Here is a 25,643-nt window from a genome sequence, read left to right on the forward strand (position 1 = left end):
ATGAACATCATCGTCAACGAGGACCTGCGCGCCTATATCGATCCGCTGACGCCGGAGGAACACCAGGCGCTGGAGCGCAGCATCCTGGCCGAGGGCTGCCGCGACGCGCTGGTGCTGTGGGGCGAGATCCTCGTCGACGGTCACAACCGCTACGGCATCTGCCGCAAGCACGGCCTGCCCTTCCAGACCGTGCAGAACACCCGCTTCCAGTCGATCGAGGATGTCCATCTGTGGATGATCGACCAGCACCTGGGCCGGCGCAGCGTGTCGGACTTCCAGCGCGGCGTGCTGGCGCTGCGCAAGAAGGAGATCATGGCCGCGCGGATCAAGGAGGTGGTGCCGGTCGACAGCCCGGCGGCCGCCGTGCCGCCGCCGGAAAAGCTGAATACGCGCGAATCAATCGCGAAGGCCGCGCGCATCAGCAGCGCGGCCGTGCTGCAGATCGAGAAAATCCAGAAGAGCGCCGCACCGGAACTGGTCGAGGCGGTCAAGCAGGGCGCGATCTCGATCAATGCGGCGGCCGTGGTCGCGACCCTGCCGGCCGAAGAGCAACTGGCGGCCGTGGCCGGCGGCAAGAAGGAGTTGCGCGAGGCGGCCAAGCGGGTGCGCGAGGAGAAGAAGCAGTCGCGTCCGCCGCGTGCCGAAGCGGTCGAGGCTCCGGCCGCGATGAACGATGCGGCCGAGTCAGCGCCGGCGGATCTGATCGCGCGGCTGCAGCAGCGCGTCGCCGAGTTGGAGGCCGAGAACGCGGCCCTGAGGCAGCAGCTCGCGGCCGCAACCATCGCGGCCTAGGCGGCCACCAGCTTCAGCAGCCAGTCGGGCAGCGGCGCCGATTTCTGTGCCGGGAAGTCCATCCAGACGGTCGTCGCGCCGCCGGCCGCGTAGATCAGCTCGGGCTGGTCGACGCGTTCCAGCGTGATCCAGGTGTCGAAGCTGGAACGGCCCGGATTGCTGACGTAATGCTTGGCCAGCACCTCGCCCGGGTATTCCAGCTGCTTGTAGAAATTGCAGAAGGCGTTGACGATCACCGGTCCCTGGCCGGCCGGGTTCGGCGCGCCGCCGACGCTGTCCAGCCAGTCGACGCGGATGATCTCCAGGTAGCGGAAATACACCGTGTTGTTCACATGGCCCATCGCGTCCATATCGCCCCAGCGGATCGGGATGCGCATCTGGTGGACCAGCTTCTTCTCGGCCGGGATCTCGAACCTCATGCGATCCCCAGTTCGGCGCTGATGCGCTGCACCAGCGCCTTCAGCTGCTCGAGCTCCTGCGACAGGCGCTGCTGCTCGGCACGCAGAAAGATCAGCTCCTCATCGCGCGAGCCGTCCGCCGGCGCCGCGGCCTGGCCCGGCTGAGGCAGGGCCGCCTCGCCGCACAGCAGATGCGCCCAGCGCGCCTCGCGCGCACCCGGCGCCCGCGGCAGCTTGACCGCCAGCGGCGGGCTGCGCTCGGCCAGCTCATCCAGAAAGCCCTCGACCGAGGACAGGTCGGCAAAGCGATGCAGGCGCTCGGTGTTCAGGCGCAGTTCGGCCGTGGTCTGCGGCCCGCGCAGCATCAGCGCGGTCAGCACGGCAAGCCCCGCCCCCGGCACGCCCAGGCCGCGCGCGCCGTTGTGCTCGAAGCGCACGACCCGGCTGCCGCTGACCTCGTTGACCAGGTGCATGGACTTCAATTCCTCGATCGCGGCCAGCACCTCGGGCTCGCTGGCGTTCATCACCGGATCACGCGCGCTCTTCTGGTTGCAGCCCAGGGTCAGGGAGTTCAGCGAGAGCGGATAGCTGTCCGGGACGGTGGCCTGCTTTTCCACCAGCACGGCCAGCACGCGCGCTTCCAGCGCGTTCAGGGTACGCAGGGAAGCCATCAGACCCCGAATCCGTCGTCGGCCTGGATCACCGCGCCATTGATGAAATGGCTCTCGTTGGCGCACAGCATCAGCAAGGCGGTGTCCAGGTCCTGCGGCTGGCCCACGCGCTTGCGCGGCAGCAGCTCGACGAGCTTCCTGCCCTGCTCGGTACCCCAGTGGTGGTGGTTGATCTCGGTGTCGATATAGCCGGGGCAGATCGCGTTGACGTTGATGCCGTACTTGCCCCACTCGAGCGCCATCGCCTTGGTCATGTGGATGACGGCCGCCTTGCTCATCGAATAGACGCCGATCTGGCTCAGCACGCGCAGACCGGCCATCGAGGCGATGTTGACAATGCGCCCGCCGGTGAAGGTGCCGGGCGCCGCGCCGCGCGCGCGCGCCAGCATGCGCTTGCCGACCTCCTGCGCGACGAAGAAGGCGCCACGTACATTGGTGTCCATCACGAAGTCGTAGTCGTCGGACGTGACCTCGGTCAGCTTCTGCGTCGTGCTGACGCCGGAGTTGTTGATCAGGATGTCCAAGGTGCCGACCTCGGTCTCGGCATGCGCGACCGCCGCCTTGATGCTGTCCAGATCGGTCACGTCCAGCGCCGTCACATGGGCGCTGCCGCCCTGCGCCTCGATCTCGTTGCGCAAGGTCTTCAGCCGCTCGGTGCGCCGGCCGGCCAGCACGACGCAGGCACCGGCGCGGGCCAGGGTCCTGGCGAACTGCGCGCCCAGGCCGCTCGAGGCGCCGGTGACCAGGGCCACCCGGCCTTCCAGATCGATTTGATAGGTCATTTGCTAGGTCCTCAACTGCTGGCGGGAACGATAGCACGCGCCTCCGCCGCGGCGGCGCTGCGTGGGCCGCCGATCGGGGCTTCAATGGGCGGCCGCGGCCGCGCCAGCGCAAGGCGGCGCGGGCCCTCATCGCCGCCATCAGAAAAAAGCACGAGCGTTCGTTTTTCGGCGCCGAGCCCAGTAGAATCCGCCGCAATTTCCTCCAGGCGCGTCGCCCCGGCGAGCCGCCCGGACCGCAGCACAACAAGGACTTGCCGATGACCTCCTACGCAGAACTGATTGCCCAGTACGGCCCGCGCGAAAGCATGGAATACGACGTCGTCATCGTCGGCGGCGGCCCGGCCGGCCTGTCGACGGCGATCCGGCTGAAGCAGCTGGCGGCCGAGAAGGGCCAGGACTTGTCGGTGGTGGTGCTGGAGAAGGGTTCGGAGCCCGGCGCCCACATCCTGTCCGGCGCGGTGATGGACCCGCGCGCGATCACCGAGCTGTTCCCCAACTGGCAGGAGCTCGGCGCGCCGCTGAAGCAGCCGGTCAGCGGCGACGAGGTGCTGTTCCTGTCCGAGACCGGCGCACGCGCGACGCCGAAGTTCCTGATCCCCGCCTGCTTCCACAACCACGGCAACTATGTGATCAGCCTGGGCGCTGTCACCAAGTGGCTGGGCGAACAGGCCGAGGCGCTGGGCGTCGAGATCTTCCCGGGCTTTACCGCGGCCGAGATCGTCTACGGCGAGCAGGGCGAGGTGCGTGGCGTGGCGACCGGCAATGTCGGCATCGGCAAGGACGGCGAACCGACCGAGAACTTCCAGCTGGGCATGGAGCTGCTGGGCAAGTACACGATCTTCGCCGAGGGTTCGCGCGGCCATCTGGGCAAGCAGCTGATCGCCAAGTACCAGCTCGACGCCGGCCGCGACCCGCAGAGCTATGCGATCGGCATCAAGGAGCTGTGGGAAGTGCCGGCCGAGCAGGCCAGGCCCGGCCTGGTCGTGCACACCGCCGGCTGGCCGATGGACAGCGAGACCTATGGCGGCGGCTTCCTCTACCACCTGGAGGGCAACAAGGTGACCCTGGGCTTCGTCACCGGTCTGGACTACAAGAACCCCTGGCTGTCGCCCTTCGAGGAGATGCAGCGCTGGAAGACGCATCCAAGCATCCGCAAGCACATCGAAGGCGGCAAGCGCCTCGGCTATGGCGCGCGCGCGATCACGGCCGGCGGCCTCTTGAGCCTGCCCAAGACGGTGTTCCCCGGCGGCGCCCTGGTCGGCTGCGATGCCGGCTATCTGAATGCGGCCCGCATCAAGGGCAGCCACGCGGCAATCAAGACCGGCATGCTGGCGGCCGAGGCCGCCTTCGAGGCACTGGCCGCCGGCCGCTCGCACGACGAGCTGGCCGCCTACCCGCAGGCCTTCGAGCAGAGCTGGCTGCGCGAGGAGCTGGAGGGCTCGCGCAACTTCAAGCAGTGGTTCAAGAAGGGCTCGCTGGTCGGCACCTTGATGACCGGCATCGAGCAGTGGCTCTTGCCCAAGCTGGGCATCAAGAGCCCGCCGTGGACCATCCACCGTGCCCAGGCCGATCATCTGTATCTGCGCCCGGCCGCGGAAAGCCCCAAGATCGAGTACCCGAAGCCGGACGGCAAGCTGACCTTCGACCGCCTGTCCTCGGTGTTCATCTCGAACACCAATCACGAGGAGAACCAGCCGGCGCACCTGACGCTGAAGAACGACGCCGTGCCGGTGTCCGTCAATCTTGCCAAGTATGCGGGCCCCGAGAGCCGCTACTGCCCGGCCGGCGTCTACGAATTCGTCAAGACCGCCGCCGGCGAGGACCGGCTGCAGATCAATGCGCAGAACTGCGTGCATTGCAAGACCTGCGACATCAAGGACCCGACGCAGAACATCGTTTGGGTCACGCCCGAGGGCGGCGGCGGACCGAACTACGCCGGCATGTAATCCGGAGGTCCGGCGGCGGCGGTGCTCAGCACCCTGCCCCACCGTTCTTCACCACAGCAAGCCCGCACAAGCGGGCTTTTTTCCGCCCCGCCGCGGCCACGGTGTAACAGCCGGCGAGTTCCCCGCCGAGGCCAACCCTACAATCGCGCGCTTTCCGCACGTTCCTGCCGTACACCTCGCCGCCATGCCGTCTCGCCCGTCGCCATTCCTCCTGGCTCGTTGCTGCCGCTCGGTTTTGCTGCTGCTGGCACTGATGGTGGCGCTGCTGCCGCTGTCGGCGCGCGCGGCAGGCAGCGCGGCCCCGCTGGTCCTCGAGGACAAGATCGGGACCCTGCAGACCTGGCCCGCCGTCACCGTGCTAGGTGATCCCGGCAAGCAGATGGGCGTGGGCGAGGCGCTGGCCCGGCTCGACCAGTTCAGGCCGCCGCAGGGCGCCTATGCGACGCTGGGCCTGCGCAAGGAAGCCGTCTGGCTGCACATCCCGGTCGAGGTGCCGGCCGGCTCGGCCGGGCGCTGGGTGCTCGACATCGACTACCCGGCGCTGAACCGCATCGACGTCCATGTCGTGCGCGACGGCCAAGTGCTGCAGCAGGCGCTGCTGGGCAATCTGCAGCCCTATTCGAAGCGCCCGATCGGCAGCCGCTCGCATGCGCTGGGTCTGGAGCTCAAGTCCGGCGCGAAGAGCGAGCTGCTGCTGCGCGTCGAGACCAGCGGCGGCATGATCGTGCCGATCACGCTGAACCGCGCCGCGCCCTTCCATGCGCGCGCGATGGGCGAGCAGATGCTGCAGGGCCTGTTGACCGGGCTCGGCTTCTGCCTGCTGCTCTACAGCCTGGCGCAATGGCTGTCGCTGCGCGAGCCGCTGTTCGCCAAGTACGCGCTGCTGATCTCGGGCAGCCTGCTGTTCTCGGTGTTCCAGTTCGGCATCGGGGCGCAGTACCTGTGGACCGACAACATCTGGTTCGAGTTGCACGCCGGCGGCCTGTCGGCGCTGATTGCCGCCTGCGGCTCCTTCCTGTTCATCGAGCAGGCGCTGTCCGGTCCCGACAGCAACCGCTGGTTCGGCCGGCTGATGAAGGGCGGTGCGGCACTGACGGTGCTCAGCGCCGCCATGTTCGCGCTGGACCTGATCGACACCCATATCGTCACCGCCATCGTCGGCAGCCTGGGCCTGGCGCCGGCGCTGCTGGGCCTGCCCGGCGCGATCCGGCGCCAGCGCCGCGGCGACAGCGTCGGCGGCTATTTCCTCGTCGCCTGGGCCGCCTATTTCTTCTTTACCGCGATCACCGTCGCGATGATCAAGGGCCAGATCGGCGTCAATGTCTGGACCATGCACTCGTTCCAGATTGGCGCCACCCTGGACATGCTGATCTTCATGCGCGTGCTGGGCCTGCGCACGGTGGCGATCAAGGCCGCGGCCCAGCAGGCGGCGCGCGAGCGCGATCTGCTGCATTCGCTGGCCCATACCGATGCGCTGACCGGCCTGGCGAATCGCCGCGGCCTGACGACAGCCTTGAACAGCGCGCTGCTGCATTGCGCGCCGGAGCGCATGGTCGGCGTCTTCCTGCTCGATCTGAACGGCTTCAAGGGCGTCAACGACAGCTTCGGCCACGAGGTCGGCGACGAACTGCTGGTTGCCGTTGGCCGCCGGCTGCAGGCGCGCCTGCATGGCGACGATCTGGTCGCGCGCCTGGGCGGCGACGAGTTCATCGTCATGTGCCGCGATCTGCAGCGCGCCGAGCAGGCCGAGGACCTGGCCCGGCGACTCAGCGAGGCCTTCGAGACACCCTTCCTGGTCGGCGAGCATCAATGCCGGGTCGGCCTGACGATAGGCCACGCGCTGGCGCCGCGCGACGGCCTGGCCGCCGCCGAGTTGATCAAGCGCGCCGACGCGGCGATGTACCGCGGCAAGAAGAACCGGCGCCTGGCGGCTTGATCGGCTGATCGCGCCTGGACCGACTTGCATTGGGGATGCCCCCCAAAAGTGGGCCTCCCTCAGCAGGATAGAAACTGGCCCGGCCATCGGCGAAAGTCTCCCCAACTCAGGAGACCCGCCATGCAAGCTCACAAGCCCGCCGCCCATGCCTTCACCGCCTCCCTGCAGCGCATCCTGCAGCGGACCGAGGCGCTTCTGCAGCGTCGGCCCAACGGCCCCACCTTCGCCGAGACGCCGGCCGACGATGACAGCGACATGCTGGCCGGCTTGGAGGTCTGCGATAGCGATTGGGGCGCCTGGGTTGAGGCGGGCGGCGATCTGCTGATGGGGAAGAACGGCTAGACAGGCGCCAGAAAGGGATCAGCCTTGGCCGGGCCTGCTGCGTTGCGCCGGGCCGAGCCGAGGGAAGCGCAGCCAAGCCTTGGTTGAAGCGCCCACTCCAATGCCCGCTTCTTGCTACGTACCAATGAAAAACGCGCCCGAAGGCGCGTCTTTGCTTGATAGCTGGCGGAGTCGGAGAGATTCGAACTCTCGATGCAGGTTTTGCCCACATACTCCCTTAGCAGGGGAGCACCTTCGGCCACTCGGTCACGACTCCAGCAGAGCCTCGCATTCTATATCAAGAATTCGAGGCCTCGGACAAAAAAAAACAAAGTCAGGCAGCGACTTCCTGGTCCAGGTCGAAGGCCTTGTGCAGCGCGCGCACGGCCAGCTCCATGTACTTCTCGTCGATGACGACCGAGGTCTTGATTTCGCTGGTCGAGATCATCTGGATGTTGATGCCTTCCTCGCTCAGCGCGCGGAACATCTTCGAGGCGACGCCGACATGCGAGCGCATGCCGATGCCGACGATGGAGACCTTGCAGATGCGCGGGTCGCCCATCACCTTGGCGGCATTGGTCGCCGGGCCGACGGTGTTCTGCAGCAGCTCCATCGTGCGCGCATAGTCATTGCGGTGCACGGTGAAGGAGAAGTCGGTCTTGCCGTCCTGCGAGACGTTCTGGATGATGACGTCGATGTCGATATTGGCCTCGGCCACCGGGCCGAGGATCTGGAAGGCGATGCCGGGCTTGTCGGGCACGCCCAGCAGGGTCACCTTGGCCTCGTCGCGGTTGAAGGCAATGCCGGAAACGACGGCTTGTTCCATTTTCTCGTCCTCTTCAAAACTGATCAGGGTGCCGGACTTGGCTTCCTCGGTGATGTCGATGTCCCAGGGCGTAAAGCTGGACAGCACGCGCAGCGGCACGCGGTACTTGCCGGCGAACTCGACCGAGCGGATCTGCAGGATCTTCGAGCCCAGCGAGGCCATCTCCAGCATCTCCTCGAAGGAGATCGTGTGCAGGCGGCGCGCCTCGGGCACGATGCGCGGGTCGGTCGTGTAGACGCCGTCGACATCGGTGTAGATCAGGCACTCGTCGGCCTTCATCGCGGCGGCAATCGCCACGGCCGAGGTGTCCGAGCCACCGCGGCCCAGGGTCGTGATGTTCTGTTCCTCGTCGACGCCCTGGAAGCCGGCGATCACGACGACCTTGCCGGCGGCCAGATCGGCGCGCACCTTGGCGTCGTCAATGCTCTCGATGCGTGCCTTGGTGTGCGAGGAGTCCGTCTGCACCGGCACCTGCCAGCCGGTGTAGCTGACCGCCTCCAGGCCCTCGGCCTGCAAGGCGATCGCCAACAGGCCCACCGAGACCTGCTCGCCGGTCGCGGCGATCATGTCGAGTTCGCGCATCAGCTCAGGGCTCGAACTGGCGGGCGAGAGCTCCTTGGCCAGGCCCAGCAGGCGGTTGGTTTCGCCGCTCATTGCCGAGGGCACGACGACCATCTGATGGCCGGCGCGCGCCCATTTGGCCACGCGCTTGGCGACATTGCGGATACGGTCGGTGGAGCCCATCGAGGTGCCGCCGTATTTGTGAACGATCAAGGCCATAAAGACTTCTGAAAGCGCGGAGTCAAAGGTCCCGGTCGGGAGTGGGTGCGCCGCGGTCGCAATCGATGATTCTAGCGGCGGCGCGCGGGCCCGCCGACGCTCAATCGGTGGCCGGATCGGGCAGCCAGCGCAGCCCGAACTGCGCCTGGCCGGGGGCGGCCAGCATGCGCGCGTCGATGCCCAGGCCGGCGGCGAACAGCAGCCGCTCGCCGGCAAACAGCAGCGGCCCCTCGCGTTGCCAGGCCGGCACGCCGGCCTCCTGATAGGCCTTCTTCAGGCTGCGCGCAGTGCTGCGCGGCGCGCGCTGGAACTGCTCGCCGCCCTGGCGCGCACGCAGGGTCAGGTCTTGCAGCAGACCGGCGGCGACGCCGCCCTGCATCACCGGCTCAACCCGCCAGGCACCGCCCCAGTCGGGCTGCGCATGCATCCCGGCAAAGTCCAGCTTGACGATTTGCGAAGGCGGCGGCGGCGCTGCGGCGCCGTGCGACCAGCTCAGGCGGCCGCGGTAGAGCCGCAGCCAGCCCCCGGCGCAGGGCCAGGCCCCCTGCCCGGCGCGCGCCTCGTCACCGGCGAGCCGGCGGATCAGGCTGGCCGGCGCAATCTGGCCGGTCCGCCGCTGCAGCCAGGCACGCAGCGCATTGCTCGCCCGCGCCGGCGACAGCGCTTGCAGGCCGAGCAGATCGAGCCCCTGGCCCTCGCCAAGCGCCCGCAGATCCTCGTCGGCGATCTCCTGCAGCAAGGCCAGCGCCTGCTGGGCCCAGCCGGCCGATTGCGCCAGGCTCGCCTCGGCCTGCGGGAAGGCGGCGGTCAGCGACGGCCAGACGGCCAGGCGCAGCCGGTTGCGCGCATGGCGCGGGTCGCTGTTGCTGTCGTCCTCGATGTGCTGCAGCGCGTGCTCGGCGATATAGGCCTCGATCGCCTCGCGTGGCTGATCCACCCAGGGCCGCGCCCAGCACAGGCCCTCGCGCCATTGCTGCGCCGGCATGCCGGCCAGGCCGGCCGCGCCGGCACCGCGCAGCGCCTGCAGCAGCAGGGTCTCGGCCTGGTCGCGCCGGTGCTGGGCCAGCAGCAGCAGATCGGTACCGGCCTCGCGGGCCATCTCGGCCAGGGCAGCGTAGCGGCCCTCGCGGGCCCAGGCCTCGATGCTTTCGGCCGCGGCCGGTTGCCCCGTCAGCCGACGCCATTGCAGGCGCAGCGGCAGCCCCTGCGCGACCCAGGCGGCGCATTGCCCTTCGCAATGCAGCAGCCAGGCGTCGGCATGAACGCTCAAGCCATGGTGCACGTGCAGGGCCAGCACCTCGAGGCCCAGTTCGCGGGCCTGCATGGCGGTGGCATGCAGCAGCGCGGTGGAATCGCGGCCGCCGCTGTAGGCGACGGCCACGAGGCGGCGATCAGCGGTCCTTGGTGTCGCCGAAACGCCCATAAGCCTGGATGCGCTCATAGCGGCGGTCCTGCAGCTCCTTGGGCTTCAGATCGCTGACCTGGCGCAGCGCATCGGACAGCGCGCGCTTCAGGTTGGAAGCCATCTGCTTCTGGTCGCGGTGCGCGCCGCCGACCGGCTCGTTGACGATCTTGTCGATCAGACCCATGGCCTTCAGGCGGTGGGCGGTGATGCCCAGCGCGTCGGCGGCATCGGCCGCGCGCTCGCTGCTCTTCCACAGGATGGAGGCGCAGCCCTCCGGCGAGATCACCGAATAGGCCGAGAACTGCAGCATCAGCACCTGGTCGGCCACGCCGATGGCCAGCGCGCCGCCGGAGCCGCCTTCACCGATGACAGTGGCGATGATGGGCACTTCCAGCTGCGCCATCTCGAAGATATTGCGGCCGATCGCCTCGGACTGGCCGCGCTCCTCGGCGCCAATGCCCGGATAGGCCCCCATCGTGTCGATGAAGGTGAAGACCGGCAGGCCGAACTTCTCGGCCAGCTTCATCAGGCGCAGCGCCTTGCGATAGCCTTCGGGGCGCGGCATGCCGAAGTTGCGCAAGGTGCGCTCCTTCGCATCGGCACCGCGCTGGTGGCCGACGACCATGCAGGCCTGGCCGTTGAAGCGGGCCAGGCCGCCGACGATGGCCGCGTCATCGGCGAAATGACGGTCGCCGTGCAACTCCTGGAATTCGGTGAAGACCTCGGCGCAGTAGTCCAGGGTCTGCGGGCGCTGCGGATGACGGGCAATCTGGTAGACCTGCCAGGGCGCCACATTGGCGTAGACGTCCTTGGTCAGCTGCAGGCTTTTCTTGCTGAGCCGGTCGATCTCCTCGGAGATGTCGACGGCGGACTCGCTCTGCACATAGCGCAGTTCTTCGATCTTGGTTTCGAGCTCGGCGATCGGCTGCTCGAATTCGAGAAAATGTTTCTTGCTCATCCTGCGATTGGGTTCCGTTGTTGGGGCTTTTTGAGCCCGGCCCGGGAGTGATCAATACTCCACCGGGAGCGGATCGAGGCTGCACCAAATGTACCATGTGGCCACCGAGCGATAAGGCGCCCAGGCCTCGCCGACCTCGCGCGCCTCGGCCCGCGAGACCGGCTCGCCCGAGAAGTAATTTTCGCTGATGCCCTTGATAAGGCCGACGTCGTCCAGCGGCATCACATTGGGCCGCATCAGGTGGAAGATCAGGAACATCTCGGCCGTCCAGCGGCCGATGCCGCGGATCGCGACCAGTTCCTCGATGATGGCCTCGTCGTCCATCTGCGCCCATTGCCTGACGTGGACGCTGCCGGCCTCGAAATGCTGGGCCAGGTCGCGCAGGTACTCGACCTTGCGCGCCGACAGCCCCGCCCCGCGCAGCGCCTCGACCGTCTGGGCCAGCACGGCGCCCGGCTGCACCCGTGTCGACGGACCGGGCAGCAGGGCGGCGAACTTGTGCCAGACCGATTGCGCAGCCTTGACCGAGATCTGCTGGCCGATGATGGAGCGGGCCAGCGTCGTGAACGCATCGCCGCGCGCCTGCAGCCGCGCCTCGCCGAATTGCGGAATCAGCTTCTTCATCACCCGGTCGCGCTTGACCAGATGGCGGCAAGCCTCGTCCCAGTAGTCCGGGGTCACCCCGGCGGCATTCGCGCGCACCACCTCAGGCCTTCATCCAGGTCGTGCCGGTCGACGAATCCTGCAGGACGATGCCCTGGGCGAGCAGCTCGGCGCGGATGCGGTCGGCGCCGGCAAAATCCTTGGCCGCCTTGGCTGCCGCACGGGCGGCAATCTGCGCCTCGATCGCGGCCGCGTCCAGGCCGGTGCCCGCCTGCAGATACTGGCGCGGCGGCTGTTGCAGCACACCGAGCAAGGCGCCCAGTCGCTTCAGCAGCGCCGCATCCTGCGGGTCGCGCGTGCGGTTCAGCTGGTTGGCCAGTTCGAACAGCACGGCCAGCGCGCCGGGCGTGTTGAAGTCCTCGTCCATCGCCGCCTTGAAAGCGGCCGCCTGGGGCTGGGTCCAGTCGATTGCCGCGCCCTCATCGGCGATCTCGATGCCGTCCAGCGCCGTGTAGAGCCGGCGCAGCGCCGTGCGCGCGTCGTCGAGGCTGGCGTCGCTGAAATTGAAGGGGCTGCGGTAATGGGTGCGCAGCATGAAGAAGCGGATCGCCTCGCCATCGAACTTCTGCAGCACATCGGCAATCGTGAAGAAGTTGCCCAGGCTCTTGGACATCTTCTCGTTGTCGATGTTCAGGAAGCCGTTGTGCATCCAGAGATTGGCAAAGGGCTTGTCGAAGGCGCCCTCGCTCTGCGCGATCTCGTTCTCGTGGTGCGGGAACTGCAGGTCCAGGCCGCCGCCATGGATGTCGAACTGCTCGCCCAGCAGCGCGCAGCCCATGGCCGAGCATTCGATATGCCAGCCCGGCCGGCCTTCGCCCCAGGGGCTGGCCCACTTGGCCTCGGCCGGCTCCTCGGCCTTGGCCGACTTCCACAGCACGAAGTCCAGCGGATCCTCTTTGCCGTCATCAACGGCGACGCGCTCGCCGGCGCGCAGTTGGTCGAGCGACTTGCCGCTGAGCTTGCCGTAGCCGGGGAATTTGCGCACCGCGTAGTTGACGTCGCCGTCGCTCGCTTGATAGGCCAGGCCCTTGGCCTCGAGCTTGCCGATGATGTCCAGCATCTGCGGCACATAGTCGGTCGCGCGCGGCTCGTGCGTCGGGCGCACCAGGCCCAGCGCATCGAAGTCACGGTGCATCGCGGCGATCATCTCGTCGGTCAGCTGGCGGATCGTGATGCCGCGCTCCAGCGCCCGGCGGATGATCTTGTCCTCGATGTCGGTGATATTGCGCACGAAGCTGACGTCGTAGCCGCTGGCCGACAGCCAGCGGTAGACGATGTCGAAGGCCATCTGCGAACGCGCATGTCCCATATGGCAGAGGTCGTAGACGGTGATGCCGCACAGATACATGCGGACCTGGCCGGGCACGAGAGGGACGAAGGGCTGGACCGCGCGGGTCAGCGAGTTGTAGATGCGAAGGGACATGAGCTCTTGGGGGCCGGTCGGCGCGGCAGCGGCAAAGGCTGCCGGACTCCGGGCAGCCGAGCGGCGTGCGCGCCTTAGAATGATTGTCAGTATACCGGCAGGGTGGGCGCGGGCAGCCCCGCAACGGGCCCGCAGCCGCCCTGCTCCACGGTGCTTTTCCGCACAATCCGCCCGCCTACCCGCTTATCGTCCCGCCGATGCAAATCCGCCCCCGTTTCCAAACGCTGCTGTTGACGTTTCTGCTGCTGGCCCTGGCCGGCGGCGCCGCGCGTGCCGGCGATCTGGAGAACGCGCAGAAGCAGTGGCTGGCCGGCCAGCGCGCCCAGGCGGTGGCGACCCTGGAGTCGGCCGTTAAAAAGACGCCCGAGGATCCCAAGCTGCGCTTCGCGCTGGGCGTGATGCAGATGGAGATGGGCCAGCAGGACGCGGCACTGAATCTGTTCACGAGCCTGACCCAGGACTTCCCCGATCTGGCCGACCCCTATAACAACCTGGCCGTCATCCATGCCGGCCGCGGCGAGCTCGACCAAGCGCGCCAGGAACTGGAGCAGGCGCTGCGCCTGCAGCCCGAGCATGCGCAGGCGCAGGAAAACCTCGGCGACGTGCTGCTACGTCTGGCGCTGCGCGCCTACCAGCGTGCGCAGTCGGCGCTGGCCGTGCCCTCGGAACCGCTGGCCCTGAAGCTCAAGCGCACGCAGGACTTGCTGCAGGCGTTGGTACCGGCGCGCAAGCCCTGAGCGACAGCTGGGCGACAATCGTTTTTCGCTTCGTCCAACCACCCCTTACCAACGATGCCGATCACCTCCATCCGCCGTGCCCTGGCCCTTGGCGTTGCGCTGCTGTTCACGGCCGCCGCCCAGGCCCAGGTCGTCAAACTGAGCACCAACCAGGGCGATATCCGCATCCAGCTCGATGCGCAGAAGGCCCCCAAATCGGTCGCCAACTTCATCCAGTACGTGAAGGCCGGCCATTACAACGGCACGGTCTTCCACCGCGTGATCGAGAACTTCATGATCCAGGGCGGCGGCTTCACGACCAAGATGGAACAGAGGCCGACCAAGGCGCCGATCCCGCTGGAGGTCGGCAACGGCCTGCAGAACCTGCGCGGCAGCGTCGCGATGGCGCGCACCGCCGACCCCAACTCGGCCACCGCCCAGTTCTTCATCAACACCGTCGACAACCCCTTCCTCGACGCCGCCAATGCGCGCGACGGCCTCGGCTACGCCGTGTTCGGCCAGGTGATCGAGGGCATGGAGGTGGTCGACAAGATCCGCGCCGTGCCCGTCGGCGACAAGGGCGGTCACCAGAACGTGCCGCTGACGCCGGTCATCATCAACAAAGCCATTGTGGAGTCCAAGAAATGAGCAAATACGTCGAACTGCATACCAACCAGGGCCTGATCAAGGTCGAGCTGGACGAGGTCAAGGCCCCGGTCTCGACCGAGAACTTCCTCGCCTATGTGCGCAAGGGCCATTACGACGGCACGATCTTCCATCGCGTCATCAAGGGCTTCATGATCCAGGGCGGCGGCATGGAAGTCGGCATGAAGCAAAAGCCGACCGATGCGCCGATCCAGAACGAGGCCAACAACGGCCTGACCAACGAGCACTACACCTTGGCGATGGCGCGCACCAATGCGCCGCATTCGGCCTCCAGCCAGTTCTTCATCAACACCACGAACAACGGCTTCCTGAACTTCAAGTCCGAGTCGCCGTCCGGCTGGGGCTATGCGGTGTTCGGCAAGGTGATCGAGGGCAAGGACATCGTCGACAAGATCGAGAAGGTCAAGACCGGCCGCTCGGGCTTCCACGACGACGTGCCGCTGGAAAACGTGATCATCGAGCGCGCGGTCGAAGTTGCTGCCTGATGCCGCAGCGGCAGGGCCCGCCGCCCTGCCCCAGTTTGCCGAGCTGAGGGCACCGGCCGATTGGCGCCGGATCGACCTGCTGTCCGATCTGCACCTGTCGCCCGACACCCCGGCCACCTTCGAAGCGCTGGCCCGGCATCTCGGGGAAACCGCCGCCGAGGCGGTTTTTTTGCTGGGCGACATCTTCGAGGTCTGGGTTGGCGACGACGCACGCCATGACCCCTTCGAGGCGCAATGCGTGGCGCTGCTGCGCACGGCATCCCGGCGGCTGCAGCTCTTCTTCATGGCCGGCAACCGCGACTTCCTGGTCGGGCCGGACATGCTGGCCGACTGCGGCATGCAGGGCCTGGCCGACCCGACCGTGCTGAACGCCTTCGGCCAGCGCTGGCTGCTGACCCATGGCGATGCGCTGTGCCTGGAAGATACGGCCTACCAGGCCTTTCGGGCCCAGGTGCGCAGCCCCGCCTGGCAGGCGGCGCTGCTGGCCAAGCCCCTGGCTGAGCGCCGCGAGATCGGCCGCCAGATGCGGGCCGCGAGCCAGGCCCAGCAAGCCGACCAGGAACTCTGGGCCGACCTCGACGCCGAGGCCTGCCGGCAATGGCTGCGCGCCGCTGGCTGCGCGGCGATGATCCATGGCCACACCCACCGGCCGCGCGAGCATGATCTTGGCGATGGCCTGAAGCGCCATGTGCTGTCCGACTGGGACTTCGAGGCGGAGCCGCCGCGCGGCGACCTGCTGCGACTGCGCCGGGCCGGGCTGCGGCGCATAGCTCTGGCCTGAACGATGATCTCCCGGCTCTGGGCCCGCTGGCGCGAGTCGCGCGCGCTGGAGCGGCACGCGATTCCCGATCCGCTGTGGGAGCTGACGCTGCTGCGCTACCCCTTTCTGGCGCGGCGCAGCGCCGAGGATCAGGCCGAGTTGCGGCGCCTCTCTTCGCTCTTCCTCGCCAGCAAGGAATTCCACGGTGTCGGCGGCTTCGTCGTCACCGACGAGGTCGCCCTGGCCGTCGCCGCCCAGGCCTGCCTGCCGGTCCTGCGCCTGGGCCTGGCCTGGTACGAGGGCTTTGTCGGCATCGTCATGCATGCGGACGAGGTCGTCGCCCAGCGCGAGTTTGTCGACGAGGACGGCGTTGTCCACCAGTACGAGGAGGAACTCGCCGGCGAGGCGATGGAGGGCGGGCCGCTGATGCTCAGCTGGTCGGCGATGGACGGCGACGGGCTGGAGGAGGACACCGTCTTTAACGTCGTCATCCACGAGTTCGCCCACATCATCGATATGCGCGACGGCATCGCCGATGGCGTGCCGCCGCTGGCCTCCGGCGCCGCACGCGCGGCTTGGCTGACGGTGATCGAGGCCGAGTGGCAGGACTTCTGCGAGCGTGTGGACGCCGGCAAGGACACGTTGATCGATCCCTATGGCGCCGAGGCGCTGGAGGAATTCTTCGCGGTGTCGGTCGAGGCCTTCTTCATCGCCCCCGAGGCGATGAAAAAAGAGCAGCCGGCGCTGTACCGGCTGCTCTCGGACTTCTTCAGGCAGGGCTGAAGATCAGCTGGCCGTGGCCGGCTCCGGTTTCGGCTTGTTGGCCTTGTTCGGCTGGATGTCCAGCTGCACCTCGCCCTGATCGTCCACATCGACCGACAGGCGCCCGCCGTCGACCAGACGGCCGAACAGCAGTTCGTCGGCCAGCGCGCGGCGTATCGTGTCCTGGATCAGGCGCTGCATCGGCCGGGCACCCATCAGCGGATCGAAGCCCTTCTTGGCCAGGTGCTTGCGCAAGGCGTCGCTGAAGGCGACCTCGACCTTCTTCTCCTGCAGCTGGCTCTCCAGCTGCAGCAGGAACTTGTCGACCACGCGCAGGATGATCTCCTCGTCCAGCGCGCGGAAGGACACGGTCGCATCGAGCCGATTGCGGAACTCGGGCGTGAACAGGCGCTTGATGTCGGCCATCTCGTCGCCCTGCTGGCGGGCGTTGGTGAAGCCGATGGTCGCCTTGTTCATCGTCTCGGCGCCCGCATTGGTCGTCATGATGATGATGATGTTGCGGAAATCGGCCTTGCGCCCGTTGTTGTCGGTCAGCGCGCCATGGTCCATCACCTGCAGCAGCACGTTGAAGACATCCGGATGCGCCTTCTCGATCTCGTCGAGCAGCAGCACCGCATGCGGCTTCTTCGTCACCGCCTCGGTCAGCAGGCCGCCCTGATCGAAGCCGACATAGCCGGGGGGCGCGCCGATCAGGCGGCTGACCGCATGGCGCTCCATGTACTCGGACATATCGAAGCGGATCAGCTCGATGCCCAGGATATAGGCCAGCTGCTTGGCGACCTCGGTCTTGCCGACGCCGGTCGGGCCGCTGAACAGGAAGCTGCCGATCGGCTTGTCCGGCTTGCCCAGGCCCGAACGCGCCATCTTGATGGCGGCGGCCAGCGCGTCGATGGCCGGATCCTGGCCGAAGACCACGCTCTTCAGATCGCGGTCCAGGCTCTTCAGCTTGCCGCGATCGTCGGTCGACACCGAGGCGGGCGGGATGCGCGCGATCTTGGCGACGATGTCCTCGACCTCGGTCCGCGTGATGGTCTTCTTCTGCTTGCTCTTGGGCAGGATGCGCTGGGCCGCGCCGGCCTCGTCGATGACGTCGATCGCCTTGTCGGGCAGATGCCGGTCATTGATGTACTTGGCCGACAGCTCGGCCGCGGCCTGCAGCGCGCCGAGCGCGTACTTGACGCTGTGGTGCTCCTCGAAGCGCGACTTCAGACCCTTCAGGATCTCGATCGTCTGCTCGACCGAGGGCTCCGCCACATCGACCTTCTGAAAGCGCCGCGACAGCGCCGCATCCTTCTCGAAGATGCCACGGTACTCGGTGAAGGTGGTGGCGCCGATGCACTTCATCGCGCCCGAGCTCAAGGCGGGCTTGAGCAGATTGCTCGCGTCCAGGGTGCCGCCTGAGGCGGCGCCGGCGCCGATCAGCGTATGGATCTCGTCGATGAAAAGAATCGCGTTGGGCTGGTCCTTCAGCTGCTTCAGGACGGCCTTCAGCCGCTGCTCGAAATCGCCGCGGTACTTGGTACCGGCCAGCAGCGCCCCCATGTCCAGCGAATAGACGACGGCCTCGGCCAGCACCTCGGGCACATCGCCCTCGGTGACGCGCCAGGCCAGGCCTTCCGCGATGGCGGTCTTGCCGACACCGGCCTCGCCGACCAGCAGCGGGTTGTTCTTGCGCCGACGACACAGCACCTGCACGACGCGCTCGACCTCCAGCTCGCGGCCGATCAGCGGATCGATCTTGCCGTCCTTGGCCAGCTGGTTCAGGTTCTGCGTGAACTGCTCCAGCGGCGAGCCCTTGCCCTGGCCGCCATCGGCCTCCTCGCGCTCGGTCTCGCTGCCGCTGCCGCCCTCCTGGCCGCCTTTGCTGCCACCTTGCGGCTCCGGCGGCTCGCTCTTCTTGATGCCGTGGGCGATGAAGTTGACGACGTCCAGCCGGGTCACGCCCTGCTGGTGCAGGTAGTAGACCGCGTGCGAGTCCTTCTCGCCGAAGATCGCCACCAGCACGTTCGCGCCGGTCACTTCCTTCTTGCCGCTGCCGGTGGACTGCACATGCATGATCGCGCGCTGGATCACCCGCTGGAAACCCAGCGTCGGCTGCGTGTCGACCTCGTCGGTGCCGCCCACGGTGGGCGTGTTTTCCTTGATGAATTGGGCCAGGCTCTTGCGCAGATCGTCCAGATTTGCGGAGCAGGCACGCAGCACTTCGGCGGCCGAGGGGTTGTCCAGCAGGGCCATCAGCAAGTGCTCGACGGTGATGAATTCGTGGCGCTGCTGACGTGCTTCCACGAACGCCATGTGCAGGCTGACTTCAAGCTCTTGCGCAATCATGCGGCCTCCATAATGCACTGCAAAGGATGGCCGGCTCGCCTTGCGGCGGCCAGCACCAACTCCACCTTCGTGGCCGCGACGTCCTTCGTGAAGACGCCGCACACGCCGCGGCCCTCATGGTGGATTTTGAGCATGATCTGGGTCGCTGTATCCAGGTCATGACGGAAATATTCCTGCAAAACCATCACGACGAACTCCATCGGTGTGAAATCGTCGTTCAGCAACAGCACCTGGTACAGGCGCGGCGGCTCGGTTTTCTGCGGCACCCGCTCGACCGTGGTGACGCCGTCGCCGTCCTCGCGGGCGGGCTTCGGAGCCGCCGGCGACGGCGGTTGTGAGGGCAAATCTGGCATGTTCCGATTCTATCGACAGCGGGTCTGAGCCGCTTGGCGCCGCGCTCTGTTCCATCTGGCGCCGGCCGGCGCGAATACAAGAGCAGCGTCCGCGCCGAAACCGGCCAGCGCACCAACCCAGGGTCTGGCCTTTTTGCCGCCAACCGCGGGTCTCCCCCAACCGGGCAGTTCCCAAATTGACAGGGGATTGACAGGGATTTGAGAATCCGTCCCGGTGCATAAGACACCCGGATGGAGGAGTTGTGATGGCAATTGGGACTGTGAAGTGGTTCAACGACGCCAAGGGTTTTGGCTTCATCGAACCGGAGGCCGGTGGCGACGATGTGTTCGCCCATTTTTCGGCGATACAGATGGAAGGATTCCGCACGCTGAAGCAAGGCAGCCAGGTCAGCTATGACCTGGTCCAGGGGCCCAAGGGCCAGCTGGCGCAGAACATCGTGCAACTGGACACGCCGCCGGCCGCCGCGCAAGCGAGCGCGTCCAGCCTGAGTCAGGCCGCCTGAGCGCCCCGCGCTCGATGAAAAAGGCCCGCGATCTGCGGGCCTTTTGCATTTCCGAAATTTCCGGAATGCCGAGCGAAGCCACCCAAGCGGGCGAGGACATCAGCACCGCGCTGTCTCCATGGTTGGAGACGTAGAGGGAGCCGTCGGCGGCAAGGCGCCACGGCGCGCCCGCGTCGCCCGGCGTAAGCAAGCCGTTCCTCTCGTACTCGAGCACGTACAGGCTACCGTCGGCACCGGACTCCATATCGGTGATATGGATGAGGCCGGTTGCAAACACGGTCGGCGCGCCGCCGCTGGGCTGCCGGCCTCGGCGATATGGAGCCCGAGGCACGGGGCTTGCGGTCGATGGCAGGCGGTGCCGGCCCAGCGCTTACATCTGGTCGATCATCACCTGGCCGAAGGCCGAGCAGGAGACCTGGGTCGCGCCGTCCATCAGGCGGGCAAAGTCATAGGTGACCTTTTTGCTGAGGATGGCCTTTTCCATCGACGAGATGATCAGGTCGGCGGCCTCGGTCCAGCCCATATGGCGCAGCATCATCTCGGCCGACAGGATCTCGGAGCCGGGGTTCACATAGTCCTTGCCGGCGTATTTGGGCGCGGTGCCATGGGTGGCCTCGAACATCGCGACCGAGTCGCTCATGTTCGCGCCCGGGGCGATGCCGATACCGCCGACCTGGGCGGCCAACGCGTCGGAGATGTAGTCGCCGTTCAGGTTCAGCGTGGCGATGACCGAATATTCGGCCGGGCGCAGGATGATCTGCTGCAGGAAGGCATCGGCGATCGAGTCCTTGATCGTGATTTCCTTGCCGGTCTTCGGGTTCTTCAGCTTGCACCAGGGGCCGCCGTCGATCGGCTGGGCGCCGAACTCCTTCTGCGCCAGCGCATAGCCCCAGTCGCGAAAGCCGCCCTCGGTGAACTTCATGATATTGCCCTTGTGGACCAGGGTCACGCTGGGCTTGTTGTTGTCGATCGCGTACTGGATCGCCTTGCGCACCAGGCGCTCGGTGCCCTCGCGCGAGACCGGCTTGACGCCGATGCCCGAGGTCTCGGGGAAGCGGATCTTCTTGGCGCCCAGTTCCTCCTGCAGGAAGCGGATCAGCTTCTTCGCCTTCTCGCTCTCGGCCTCGTATTCGATGCCGGCGTAGATGTCCTCCGAGTTCTCACGGAAGATCACCATGTCGACCTTGTGCGGCTCCTTGACCGGGCTGGGCACGCCGTCGAAATACTGCACCGGGCGCAGGCAGACATAGAGGTCCAGCTCCTGGCGCAGCGCGACGTTCAGCGAGCGGATGCCGCCGCCGACCGGCGTCGTCAGCGGGCCCTTGATCGAGACCACATAGTCCTTGACCGCCTGCAGCGTTTCCTCGGGCAGCCAAACATCGGGGCCGTAGACGCGGGTCGATTTCTCGCCGGCGTAGATCTCCATCCAGTGGATCTTCCTGCGGCCGCCATAGGCCTTGGCGACCGCGGCGTCGACCACCTTCAGCATCACCGGCGTGATGTCCAGGCCGGTGCCATCACCCTCGATGAAGGGGATGATCGGCTGATCGGGCACATTGAGCGAGAAGTCGGCGTTGACGGTGATCTTCTGGCCGCCTTCCGGCACCTGGACGTGTTGGCTCATATCGGGTCTTCTCCGCGGGAACGGGATGGGGATGCTGCTGAAATTTGATTCTATGTCGCCCCCTCGGGGCGACCCGCCGCCCGGTCAACGGCAATAGGGCTCGATCTGCTGCCACAGCCCCTGGCCCAGCGCCCAGGCCGATGCGGCCGCCAGGCCCAGGCCGCCCAGGCGTACCGCCAGGCCGGGCCCCCTATGCGGGCCGATGCCGCTGCGCGCCAGCAGCAGCGGGCCCAGCGCCAGGCCGGCTCCCGAGCACAGCGCGAACGCGCTCATCACGCCGGCACCGGCCAGGGGCCCGGAGGCCAGCGCCGCGACCAGCAGCGCCGATTGCAGCAGGCCGCAGGGCCAGGCGACCCAGGCCAGGCCGATCAGCCCGGAGCGCAGCGAGGCCGTGGACGGCGCCGCCAGCGCCACGCCGCCAGCGCGCAGCGCGGCGGCCGGTGCGCCGAACTGCCGGCTGGCGCCCTGCCCGAGGTTTTCCAGCCAGGCCGGCTGGCGGCCGCGCCACAGCAGCGCCAGGCCCAGCAGCAACGCCGCCGCATGCACCAGCACCCACAGCGGCCGCAGCAGGGCCGAGGCCTCGCCGAGCTGGCCCAGCAGTTGCACGCCGGCGGCCGCGGCGGCGCCGGCGGCCGCATAGCCGAGCAGGCGGCCGAGCTGGAAACCTGCCGACACGCTGCGCCCGCCACCGGCCGCGCTGCAGGCGGCACCGCACATCGCCAGGCAATGCGGCGTGCCCGCCAGCCCCATCAGCGCGGCGGAGGCCGCCAGGCCCAGATCGAGCATGCTCGCCGCTCCCGCCCCGTCAGCGCGGCCATTGCCGCGGGTGCGGTCGCGCCGGTGGGTCGGGCATGGTCACCAGCAGCAGGCTGAGGCTGGCGGCCAGCGAGATGAGCAGCCAGAAGATCAGGAAGCTCAGCGTGTAGATCGCCTGGCGCGGCAGATCGATCGGCGCGCCGCCGAACCAGTTCATATCGCCGGGATCGATGACGGCAAAGACCAGCACCTCCAGCACGCCCGACATCAGGAAGGAGGGCCACAGCACCGCCATTGCCAGCCGCGACAGGCGCGAGGTCGGCCCCGGCTGCAGCGCGCGCTCGTCCAGACTCATTGCTGGCCGCCCGTGGCCGCGTGGTTGCGCGCCTTGCCCGCCGGCAGCTGGGCGGCCGAGGTCTTGGCGGCCGGCTTCTCGTCCAGCACCGGATCCGGATAGCGCAGCGCCAGCACCAGGGTCAGGATGCCGGCAACGACGACCAGCGCCGGCCCTCCGACGACCAGCCACATCGTCGCCTCGCGCCACCAGGGTCGCGGCGTCCCGCCGTCTTGCTGCGCTGTCTGCTGGCTCATGATCTTCTCCTTCCTGCCGCGCCGCCCGGGGCTAGCGCGGCACCACGAATGTCGACTTTTCCTGCGGCCCCTGGGCCGGTCCGCCCTGCCCTGCCTCCAGCGGCTCGAGCCGGAAGCGGATCGTGTGGGCGCCGGCACCCGCCTGGGCCGCCGTCTGCGGCGGCACGCGCACGGCCACCGCGACCCAGCGCGCCTCGGCCGCGCTGAGCGTCAGTTCCATCGGTTTGGCCAGCGCGATGCCCTCCAGGCCCTCGACGCCGATGCGGTAGCGCTGCGCGCGTTCGGTCGCGTTCATCAGCTGCAGCCGGTAGAGGTTCTCGATATAGCCGTCCTCGACCAGGCGGGCCAGCACCGCGCGATCGCGCACCACATCGAGCTTGACCGGGCTGCGCATCAAGAGGCTGGCCAGCAGCGCGGTCGACACGATGATCAGCACGCTGCCGTAGATCAGCACGCGCGGGCGCAGCACGCGCCTGAGCTTCTGCGCGCGGCTCAGGTGCTGGGCCAGGCCGTTCTCGGTGTCGTAGCGGATCAGGCCGCGCGGGTAGCCCATCTTGTCCATCACGCCGTCGCAGACATCGATGCAGGCGGCACAGCCGATGCACTCGTATTGCAGGCCCTCGCGGATGTCGATGCCGGTCGGGCAGACCTGCACGCACAGGGTGCAGTCGATGCAGGAGCCCAGGCCCAGCTCCTTCGGATCGGCCTTCTTCGAGCGCGAGCCGCGCGGCTCGCCGCGTTCGGCGTCGTAGCTGATGATCAGCGTGTCCTTGTCGAACATCGCGCTCTGGAAGCGCGCATAGGGGCACATGTACTTGCAGACCTGTTCGCGCATGAAGCCCGCATTGCCGTAGGTGGCGAAACCGTAGAACAGCACCCAGAACCATTCCCAGGGCCCGAAGCCCAGGGTGAAGGCCTCGGCCCAGAGCTGCTTGATCGGGGTGAAGTAGCCGACGAAGGTGAAGCCGGTCCACAGGCCCAGCGCGATCCAGACCGCATGCTTGCCGCCCTTGCGCCAGAGCTTGTCGAAGCTCCAGGGCGCGGCGTCGAGCTTGATGCGCTTCTGCCGATCGCCCTCGAACAGCTTCTCGATCCAGAGGAAGATCTCGGTATAGACCGTCTGCGGGCAGGCGAAGCCGCACCACAGCCGCCCGGCGACGGCGGTGAACAGGAACAGGCCGTAGGCGGCAATCAGCAGCAGCACCGTCAGGTAGATGAAGTCCTGCGGATACAGCACCAGGCCGAAGATATAGAAGCGCCGACTGGCCAGGTCGAAGAGCACCAGTTGGCGCTCGTTCCACTGCAGCCAGGGCAGGCCGTAGAACAACGCTTGAGTGAACCAGACCAGGGCCCAGCGCCAGTTGGCAAAGCGGCCCGTGACCGAGCGCGGATGGATTTTCTGCTGGGCTTCGTAGAGCCAGATGACCTCGGTCTTGCCCTCGACAGGCGGGCTGGCGTCGCTACTGGCCATTCGCCGCCACGAGCTTGGACTGCGACAGGCTCCAGACATAGGCGCCCAGCAGCTGGATCTGTTCGGGGTTCAGGCGCGTGCCATGGGCCGGCATCTGGTTGTTCTTGCCCTGGTTGATCATCGCGATCACCGCGTCCTCGCCCCAGCCGTGCAGCCAGATCTTGTCGCGCAGATTCGGGGCACCGAGCGCCTGGTTGCCGCCGCCGGTCGGGCCGTGGCAGGCGGCGCAGGCGCCGAACTTGGCCTTGCCCAGCTGGGCCGCGATCGCATTGTGCGGGCTGCCGGACAGGCTCAGCACATAGTTGGCGACATTGCGCACGTCCTCGGCGGTGCCCACCGCCGCGGCCATCGGCGGCATCACGCCGTTGCGGCCCTTGGTGATGGTCTCGACGATGGCCTCGGGCGAGCCGCCGTAGAGCCAGTCGCTGTCGGTCAGATTGGGAAAGCCCTTGCTGCCCTTGGCGTCGGAGCCATGGCAGCCGGCGCAGTTGTTGGCGAACAGGCGCTCGCCGATCGCCATCGCCGAGGCGTCGTGAGCGAGCTGCTCGAAGGGCTTGCCGCTGAACTTCGCGTAGACGACGCTCATTTCCTGGCGCGCCGCGGCCTGCTCGGCCTGGTATTCGCCGGCGCTGCTCCAGCTCAGGCTGCCCTTGGCGCTGCCCAGGCCCGGATAGGCAAACAGATAGACGGCGGCAAACACGATGGTCAGCACGAACAGCACCATCCACCAGCGCGGCAGCGGGTTGTTCAGCTCGCGCAGGTCCTCGTCCCAGACATGGCCGGTGCTGTTGTCGTCGACGCCGGGCACGACCTTGCGGCGGCTGGCGATGATCAGCATCGCCAGGCAGAAGATCAGCGCGGCGACGGTGGCGATCGCCACATACCAGGACCAGGCGCTGGAGAAAAAGTCGCTCATGAAACCCTCCCGTCGGTGTCGTGCTCGTCCAGGGCCAGATGGGCCAGCCGGTCGAAGTCCGCCTTGTTGCGCTTGGAATAGGCCCACAGCACGATGGCCAGGAAGGCCAGCAGCGAGACCAGGGTGACGGCAATGCGCAGGATGTTGATGTCCATTGCGGGCTCCCCTACTTCACCGCGGTGCCGAGCACCTGCAGATAGGCGATCACCGCATCGAGCTCGCTGCGGCCCTTGACGCCTTCAGCGGCGCCGGCGATGTCGGCGTCGCTATAAGGCACGCCGAGGGTGCGCAGCGCCTTCAGCTTCGGCGCCATCTCGCCGGGTTCCAGCAGGCTGCTGGCCAGCCAGGGATAGGCCGGCATATTGGACTCGGGCACCAGATCGCGCGGATTGATCAGGTGGATGCGGTGCCACTCGTCGCTGTACTTGCCGCCGACGCGGTGCAGATCGGGGCCGGTGCGCTTGCTGCCCCACTGGAATGGATGGTCGTAGACGAACTCGCCGGCCGTCGAGTAGTGGCCGTAGCGCAGCGTCTCGGCGCGGAAGGGGCGGATCATCTGCGAATGGCAGTTGTAGCAGCCCTCGCGCACATAGACATCGCGGCCGGCCAGCTGCAGCGGTGTGTAGGGCTTAAGCCCCTCGACCGCCTGCGTCGTCGAGCGCTGGAAGAACAGCGGCACGATCTCGACCGCGCCGCCGACGGCGACCGTCAGCAGCACCAGCACGATCATCAGGAAGTTGCTGGTCTCGATGCGCTCGTGACCGGTCGGTTTGGCGTGACTGTGAGCCAT

28 protein-coding genes and 1 tRNA gene are annotated in these 25,643 nt (G+C 67.4%); 10 read left to right on the top strand and 19 right to left on the bottom strand.

Features of this window, described 5'->3' with window-relative positions; translation table 11 throughout:
- Window positions 1–792, top strand: coding sequence for a ParB N-terminal domain-containing protein (locus QWJ38_RS17110; RefSeq protein WP_290360312.1), 792 nt, complete (start codon window positions 1–3; stop codon window positions 790–792).
- On the opposite strand, the gene QWJ38_RS17115 is transcribed toward QWJ38_RS17110, so the two are convergent.
- Genes QWJ38_RS17115 through QWJ38_RS17125 form a run of 3 tightly spaced genes read right to left on the bottom strand, consistent with a single transcriptional unit; the run spans window position 789 to window position 2,643 of the window.
- Complete coding sequence (locus QWJ38_RS17115; RefSeq protein ID WP_290360313.1) at window positions 789–1,211, bottom strand: acyl-CoA thioesterase; 423 nt, start codon at window positions 1,209–1,211, stop codon at window positions 789–791. The genes QWJ38_RS17110 and QWJ38_RS17115 overlap by 4 nt on opposite strands.
- A complete protein-coding gene (locus QWJ38_RS17120) occupies window positions 1,208–1,861 on the bottom strand; it encodes a YceH family protein (RefSeq protein WP_290360314.1) in 654 nt (217 codons plus the stop codon). The genes QWJ38_RS17115 and QWJ38_RS17120 overlap by 4 nt, the downstream gene beginning before the upstream one ends.
- On the bottom strand, window positions 1,861–2,643 hold the full coding sequence (locus QWJ38_RS17125; RefSeq protein WP_290360315.1) for an SDR family oxidoreductase: 783 nt from the start codon (window positions 2,641–2,643) through the stop codon (window positions 1,861–1,863). The genes QWJ38_RS17120 and QWJ38_RS17125 overlap by 1 nt, the downstream gene beginning before the upstream one ends.
- Before the next feature lie 257 nt (window positions 2,644–2,900).
- On the opposite strand from QWJ38_RS17125, the gene QWJ38_RS17130 reads away from it, so the two are divergent.
- The 3 genes from QWJ38_RS17130 to QWJ38_RS17140 all read left to right on the top strand — a co-directional run bounded on the left by QWJ38_RS17130 (window position 2,901) and on the right by QWJ38_RS17140 (window position 6,867).
- Complete coding sequence (locus tag QWJ38_RS17130) at window positions 2,901–4,589, top strand: electron transfer flavoprotein-ubiquinone oxidoreductase (RefSeq protein WP_290360316.1); 1,689 nt, start codon at window positions 2,901–2,903, stop codon at window positions 4,587–4,589.
- Window positions 4,590–4,824: 235 nt separating this feature from the next.
- Entirely contained in the window at window positions 4,825–6,525 is a 1,701-nt protein-coding gene (locus QWJ38_RS17135; RefSeq protein ID WP_290360317.1) for a diguanylate cyclase, read from the top strand.
- 120 nt (window positions 6,526–6,645) lie between these two features.
- A complete protein-coding gene (locus QWJ38_RS17140; RefSeq protein ID WP_290360318.1) occupies window positions 6,646–6,867 on the top strand; it encodes a hypothetical protein in 222 nt (73 codons plus the stop codon).
- Window positions 6,868–7,030: 163 nt separating this feature from the next.
- Here QWJ38_RS17140 and QWJ38_RS17145 read toward each other — a convergent pair.
- The 6 genes from QWJ38_RS17145 to cysS all read right to left on the bottom strand — a co-directional run bounded on the left by QWJ38_RS17145 (window position 7,031) and on the right by cysS (window position 12,901).
- Window positions 7,031–7,123, bottom strand: a tRNA-Ser gene (locus tag QWJ38_RS17145).
- Between the two features lie 57 nt (window positions 7,124–7,180).
- On the bottom strand, window positions 7,181–8,452 hold the full coding sequence (locus QWJ38_RS17150) for an aspartate kinase (protein ID WP_290360319.1): 1,272 nt from the start codon (window positions 8,450–8,452) through the stop codon (window positions 7,181–7,183).
- Between the two features lie 100 nt (window positions 8,453–8,552).
- Window positions 8,553–9,833: a tRNA lysidine(34) synthetase TilS gene (gene tilS / locus QWJ38_RS17155; RefSeq protein WP_290360320.1), complete on the bottom strand. Its 1,281-nt coding sequence runs from the start codon at window positions 9,831–9,833 to the stop codon at window positions 8,553–8,555.
- A gap of 10 nt (window positions 9,834–9,843) precedes the next feature.
- Window positions 9,844–10,815, bottom strand: a complete 972-nt coding sequence (locus QWJ38_RS17160; RefSeq protein ID WP_290360321.1) for an acetyl-CoA carboxylase carboxyltransferase subunit alpha — start codon at window positions 10,813–10,815, stop codon at window positions 9,844–9,846.
- A gap of 51 nt (window positions 10,816–10,866) precedes the next feature.
- Window positions 10,867–11,520 (bottom strand): DNA-3-methyladenine glycosylase family protein, encoded by a 654-nt coding sequence (locus QWJ38_RS17165; protein ID WP_290360322.1) that lies wholly within the window; start codon window positions 11,518–11,520, stop codon window positions 10,867–10,869.
- Window position 11,521: 1 nt separating this feature from the next.
- Window positions 11,522–12,901 (bottom strand): cysteine--tRNA ligase, encoded by a 1,380-nt coding sequence (gene cysS, locus QWJ38_RS17170; protein ID WP_290360323.1) that lies wholly within the window; start codon window positions 12,899–12,901, stop codon window positions 11,522–11,524.
- 230 nt (window positions 12,902–13,131) lie between these two features.
- Here cysS and QWJ38_RS17175 point away from each other — a divergent pair, with 230 nt between their 5' ends.
- From QWJ38_RS17175 to QWJ38_RS17195, 5 genes are read left to right on the top strand one after another with little or no spacing between them, the layout of a single operon-like run.
- Window positions 13,132–13,638 carry a tetratricopeptide repeat protein gene (locus QWJ38_RS17175; RefSeq protein ID WP_290360324.1) on the top strand — a complete coding sequence of 169 codons (507 nt, stop codon included), beginning with the start codon at window positions 13,132–13,134 and terminating at the stop codon, window positions 13,636–13,638.
- Window positions 13,639–13,692: 54 nt separating this feature from the next.
- Window positions 13,693–14,265 carry a peptidylprolyl isomerase gene (locus QWJ38_RS17180; RefSeq protein WP_290360325.1) on the top strand — a complete coding sequence of 191 codons (573 nt, stop codon included), beginning with the start codon at window positions 13,693–13,695 and terminating at the stop codon, window positions 14,263–14,265.
- On the top strand, window positions 14,262–14,768 hold the full coding sequence (locus QWJ38_RS17185; protein ID WP_290360326.1) for a peptidylprolyl isomerase: 507 nt from the start codon (window positions 14,262–14,264) through the stop codon (window positions 14,766–14,768). The genes QWJ38_RS17180 and QWJ38_RS17185 overlap by 4 nt, the downstream gene beginning before the upstream one ends.
- Window positions 14,758–15,549 carry a UDP-2,3-diacylglucosamine diphosphatase gene (locus QWJ38_RS17190; RefSeq protein WP_290360327.1) on the top strand — a complete coding sequence of 264 codons (792 nt, stop codon included), beginning with the start codon at window positions 14,758–14,760 and terminating at the stop codon, window positions 15,547–15,549. The genes QWJ38_RS17185 and QWJ38_RS17190 overlap by 11 nt, the downstream gene beginning before the upstream one ends.
- A 3-nt stretch (window positions 15,550–15,552) precedes the next feature.
- A complete protein-coding gene (locus QWJ38_RS17195) occupies window positions 15,553–16,311 on the top strand; it encodes a M90 family metallopeptidase (protein WP_290360328.1) in 759 nt (252 codons plus the stop codon).
- A 3-nt stretch (window positions 16,312–16,314) separates the two neighbouring features.
- On the opposite strand, the gene clpA is transcribed toward QWJ38_RS17195, so the two are convergent.
- Both clpA and clpS read right to left on the bottom strand, forming a co-directional pair.
- The gene (clpA, locus tag QWJ38_RS17200) at window positions 16,315–18,639 is read right to left on the bottom strand and encodes an ATP-dependent Clp protease ATP-binding subunit ClpA (RefSeq protein ID WP_290360329.1); all 2,325 of its coding nucleotides are present in this window, start codon (window positions 18,637–18,639) and stop codon (window positions 16,315–16,317) included.
- Window positions 18,636–18,992, bottom strand: coding sequence for an ATP-dependent Clp protease adapter ClpS (gene clpS / locus QWJ38_RS17205; protein WP_290360330.1), 357 nt, complete (start codon window positions 18,990–18,992; stop codon window positions 18,636–18,638). Before clpS ends, clpA begins: the two co-directional genes overlap by 4 nt.
- A gap of 245 nt (window positions 18,993–19,237) precedes the next feature.
- Between clpS and QWJ38_RS17210 the strand changes: the two genes are divergently transcribed.
- Window positions 19,238–19,495: a cold shock domain-containing protein gene (locus tag QWJ38_RS17210; RefSeq protein ID WP_290360331.1), complete on the top strand. Its 258-nt coding sequence runs from the start codon at window positions 19,238–19,240 to the stop codon at window positions 19,493–19,495.
- A gap of 370 nt (window positions 19,496–19,865) precedes the next feature.
- Here the strand turns inward: QWJ38_RS17210 and icd are convergent, their stop codons facing one another.
- The 8 genes from icd to ccoO form a co-directional block, all read right to left on the bottom strand.
- On the bottom strand, window positions 19,866–21,119 hold the full coding sequence (gene icd / locus QWJ38_RS17215; RefSeq protein WP_290360332.1) for an NADP-dependent isocitrate dehydrogenase: 1,254 nt from the start codon (window positions 21,117–21,119) through the stop codon (window positions 19,866–19,868).
- An 84-nt stretch (window positions 21,120–21,203) separates the two neighbouring features.
- Complete coding sequence (locus QWJ38_RS17220) at window positions 21,204–21,905, bottom strand: sulfite exporter TauE/SafE family protein (RefSeq protein ID WP_290360333.1); 702 nt, start codon at window positions 21,903–21,905, stop codon at window positions 21,204–21,206.
- Window positions 21,906–21,924: 19 nt separating this feature from the next.
- A complete protein-coding gene (locus tag QWJ38_RS17225; RefSeq protein WP_290360334.1) occupies window positions 21,925–22,230 on the bottom strand; it encodes a hypothetical protein in 306 nt (101 codons plus the stop codon).
- Complete coding sequence (locus tag QWJ38_RS17230) at window positions 22,227–22,466, bottom strand: hypothetical protein (RefSeq protein WP_290360335.1); 240 nt, start codon at window positions 22,464–22,466, stop codon at window positions 22,227–22,229. The genes QWJ38_RS17225 and QWJ38_RS17230 overlap by 4 nt, the downstream gene beginning before the upstream one ends.
- A 31-nt stretch (window positions 22,467–22,497) precedes the next feature.
- A complete protein-coding gene (gene ccoG, locus QWJ38_RS17235; RefSeq protein WP_290360336.1) occupies window positions 22,498–23,937 on the bottom strand; it encodes a cytochrome c oxidase accessory protein CcoG in 1,440 nt (479 codons plus the stop codon).
- Window positions 23,927–24,853, bottom strand: coding sequence for a cytochrome-c oxidase, cbb3-type subunit III (ccoP, locus tag QWJ38_RS17240; RefSeq protein WP_290360337.1), 927 nt, complete (start codon window positions 24,851–24,853; stop codon window positions 23,927–23,929). The genes ccoG and ccoP overlap by 11 nt, the downstream gene beginning before the upstream one ends.
- Complete coding sequence (locus QWJ38_RS17245; RefSeq protein WP_290360338.1) at window positions 24,850–25,008, bottom strand: cbb3-type cytochrome oxidase subunit 3; 159 nt, start codon at window positions 25,006–25,008, stop codon at window positions 24,850–24,852. The genes ccoP and QWJ38_RS17245 overlap by 4 nt, the downstream gene beginning before the upstream one ends.
- Window positions 25,009–25,019: 11 nt before the next feature.
- Window positions 25,020–25,643: a cytochrome-c oxidase, cbb3-type subunit II gene (gene ccoO, locus QWJ38_RS17250; RefSeq protein WP_290360339.1), complete on the bottom strand. Its 624-nt coding sequence runs from the start codon at window positions 25,641–25,643 to the stop codon at window positions 25,020–25,022.

Source organism: Roseateles violae, assembly GCF_030410485.1.
Classification (GTDB): domain Bacteria; phylum Pseudomonadota; class Gammaproteobacteria; order Burkholderiales; family Burkholderiaceae_C; genus Roseateles_D; species Roseateles_D violae.

Coding starts and splice junctions, on each gene's coding strand:
- QWJ38_RS17115 (WP_290360313.1), bottom strand. CDS start 1,211: ATGAGGTTCGAGATCCCGGCCGAGAAGAAGCTGGTCCACCAGATGCGC.
- QWJ38_RS17120 (WP_290360314.1), bottom strand. CDS start 1,861: ATGGCTTCCCTGCGTACCCTGAACGCGCTGGAAGCGCGCGTGCTGGCC.
- ccoP (WP_290360337.1), bottom strand. CDS start 24,853: ATGAGCGACTTTTTCTCCAGCGCCTGGTCCTGGTATGTGGCGATCGCC.
- QWJ38_RS17130 (WP_290360316.1), top strand. CDS start 2,901: ATGACCTCCTACGCAGAACTGATTGCCCAGTACGGCCCGCGCGAAAGC.
- QWJ38_RS17230 (WP_290360335.1), bottom strand. CDS start 22,466: ATGAGCCAGCAGACAGCGCAGCAAGACGGCGGGACGCCGCGACCCTGG.
- QWJ38_RS17195 (WP_290360328.1), top strand. CDS start 15,553: ATGATCTCCCGGCTCTGGGCCCGCTGGCGCGAGTCGCGCGCGCTGGAG.
- QWJ38_RS17245 (WP_290360338.1), bottom strand. CDS start 25,008: ATGGACATCAACATCCTGCGCATTGCCGTCACCCTGGTCTCGCTGCTG.
- QWJ38_RS17210 (WP_290360331.1), top strand. CDS start 19,238: ATGGCAATTGGGACTGTGAAGTGGTTCAACGACGCCAAGGGTTTTGGC.
- cysS (WP_290360323.1), bottom strand. CDS start 12,901: ATGTCCCTTCGCATCTACAACTCGCTGACCCGCGCGGTCCAGCCCTTC.
- QWJ38_RS17150 (WP_290360319.1), bottom strand. CDS start 8,452: ATGGCCTTGATCGTTCACAAATACGGCGGCACCTCGATGGGCTCCACC.
- QWJ38_RS17225 (WP_290360334.1), bottom strand. CDS start 22,230: ATGAGTCTGGACGAGCGCGCGCTGCAGCCGGGGCCGACCTCGCGCCTG.
- QWJ38_RS17140 (WP_290360318.1), top strand. CDS start 6,646: ATGCAAGCTCACAAGCCCGCCGCCCATGCCTTCACCGCCTCCCTGCAG.
- QWJ38_RS17185 (WP_290360326.1), top strand. CDS start 14,262: ATGAGCAAATACGTCGAACTGCATACCAACCAGGGCCTGATCAAGGTC.
- QWJ38_RS17180 (WP_290360325.1), top strand. CDS start 13,693: ATGCCGATCACCTCCATCCGCCGTGCCCTGGCCCTTGGCGTTGCGCTG.
- QWJ38_RS17125 (WP_290360315.1), bottom strand. CDS start 2,643: ATGACCTATCAAATCGATCTGGAAGGCCGGGTGGCCCTGGTCACCGGC.
- icd (WP_290360332.1), bottom strand. CDS start 21,119: ATGAGCCAACACGTCCAGGTGCCGGAAGGCGGCCAGAAGATCACCGTC.
- clpA (WP_290360329.1), bottom strand. CDS start 18,639: ATGATTGCGCAAGAGCTTGAAGTCAGCCTGCACATGGCGTTCGTGGAA.
- QWJ38_RS17110 (WP_290360312.1), top strand. CDS start 1: ATGAACATCATCGTCAACGAGGACCTGCGCGCCTATATCGATCCGCTG.
- ccoO (WP_290360339.1), bottom strand. CDS start 25,643: ATGGCTCACAGTCACGCCAAACCGACCGGTCACGAGCGCATCGAGACC.
- QWJ38_RS17220 (WP_290360333.1), bottom strand. CDS start 21,905: ATGCTCGATCTGGGCCTGGCGGCCTCCGCCGCGCTGATGGGGCTGGCG.
- QWJ38_RS17160 (WP_290360321.1), bottom strand. CDS start 10,815: ATGAGCAAGAAACATTTTCTCGAATTCGAGCAGCCGATCGCCGAGCTC.
- ccoG (WP_290360336.1), bottom strand. CDS start 23,937: ATGGCCAGTAGCGACGCCAGCCCGCCTGTCGAGGGCAAGACCGAGGTC.
- clpS (WP_290360330.1), bottom strand. CDS start 18,992: ATGCCAGATTTGCCCTCACAACCGCCGTCGCCGGCGGCTCCGAAGCCC.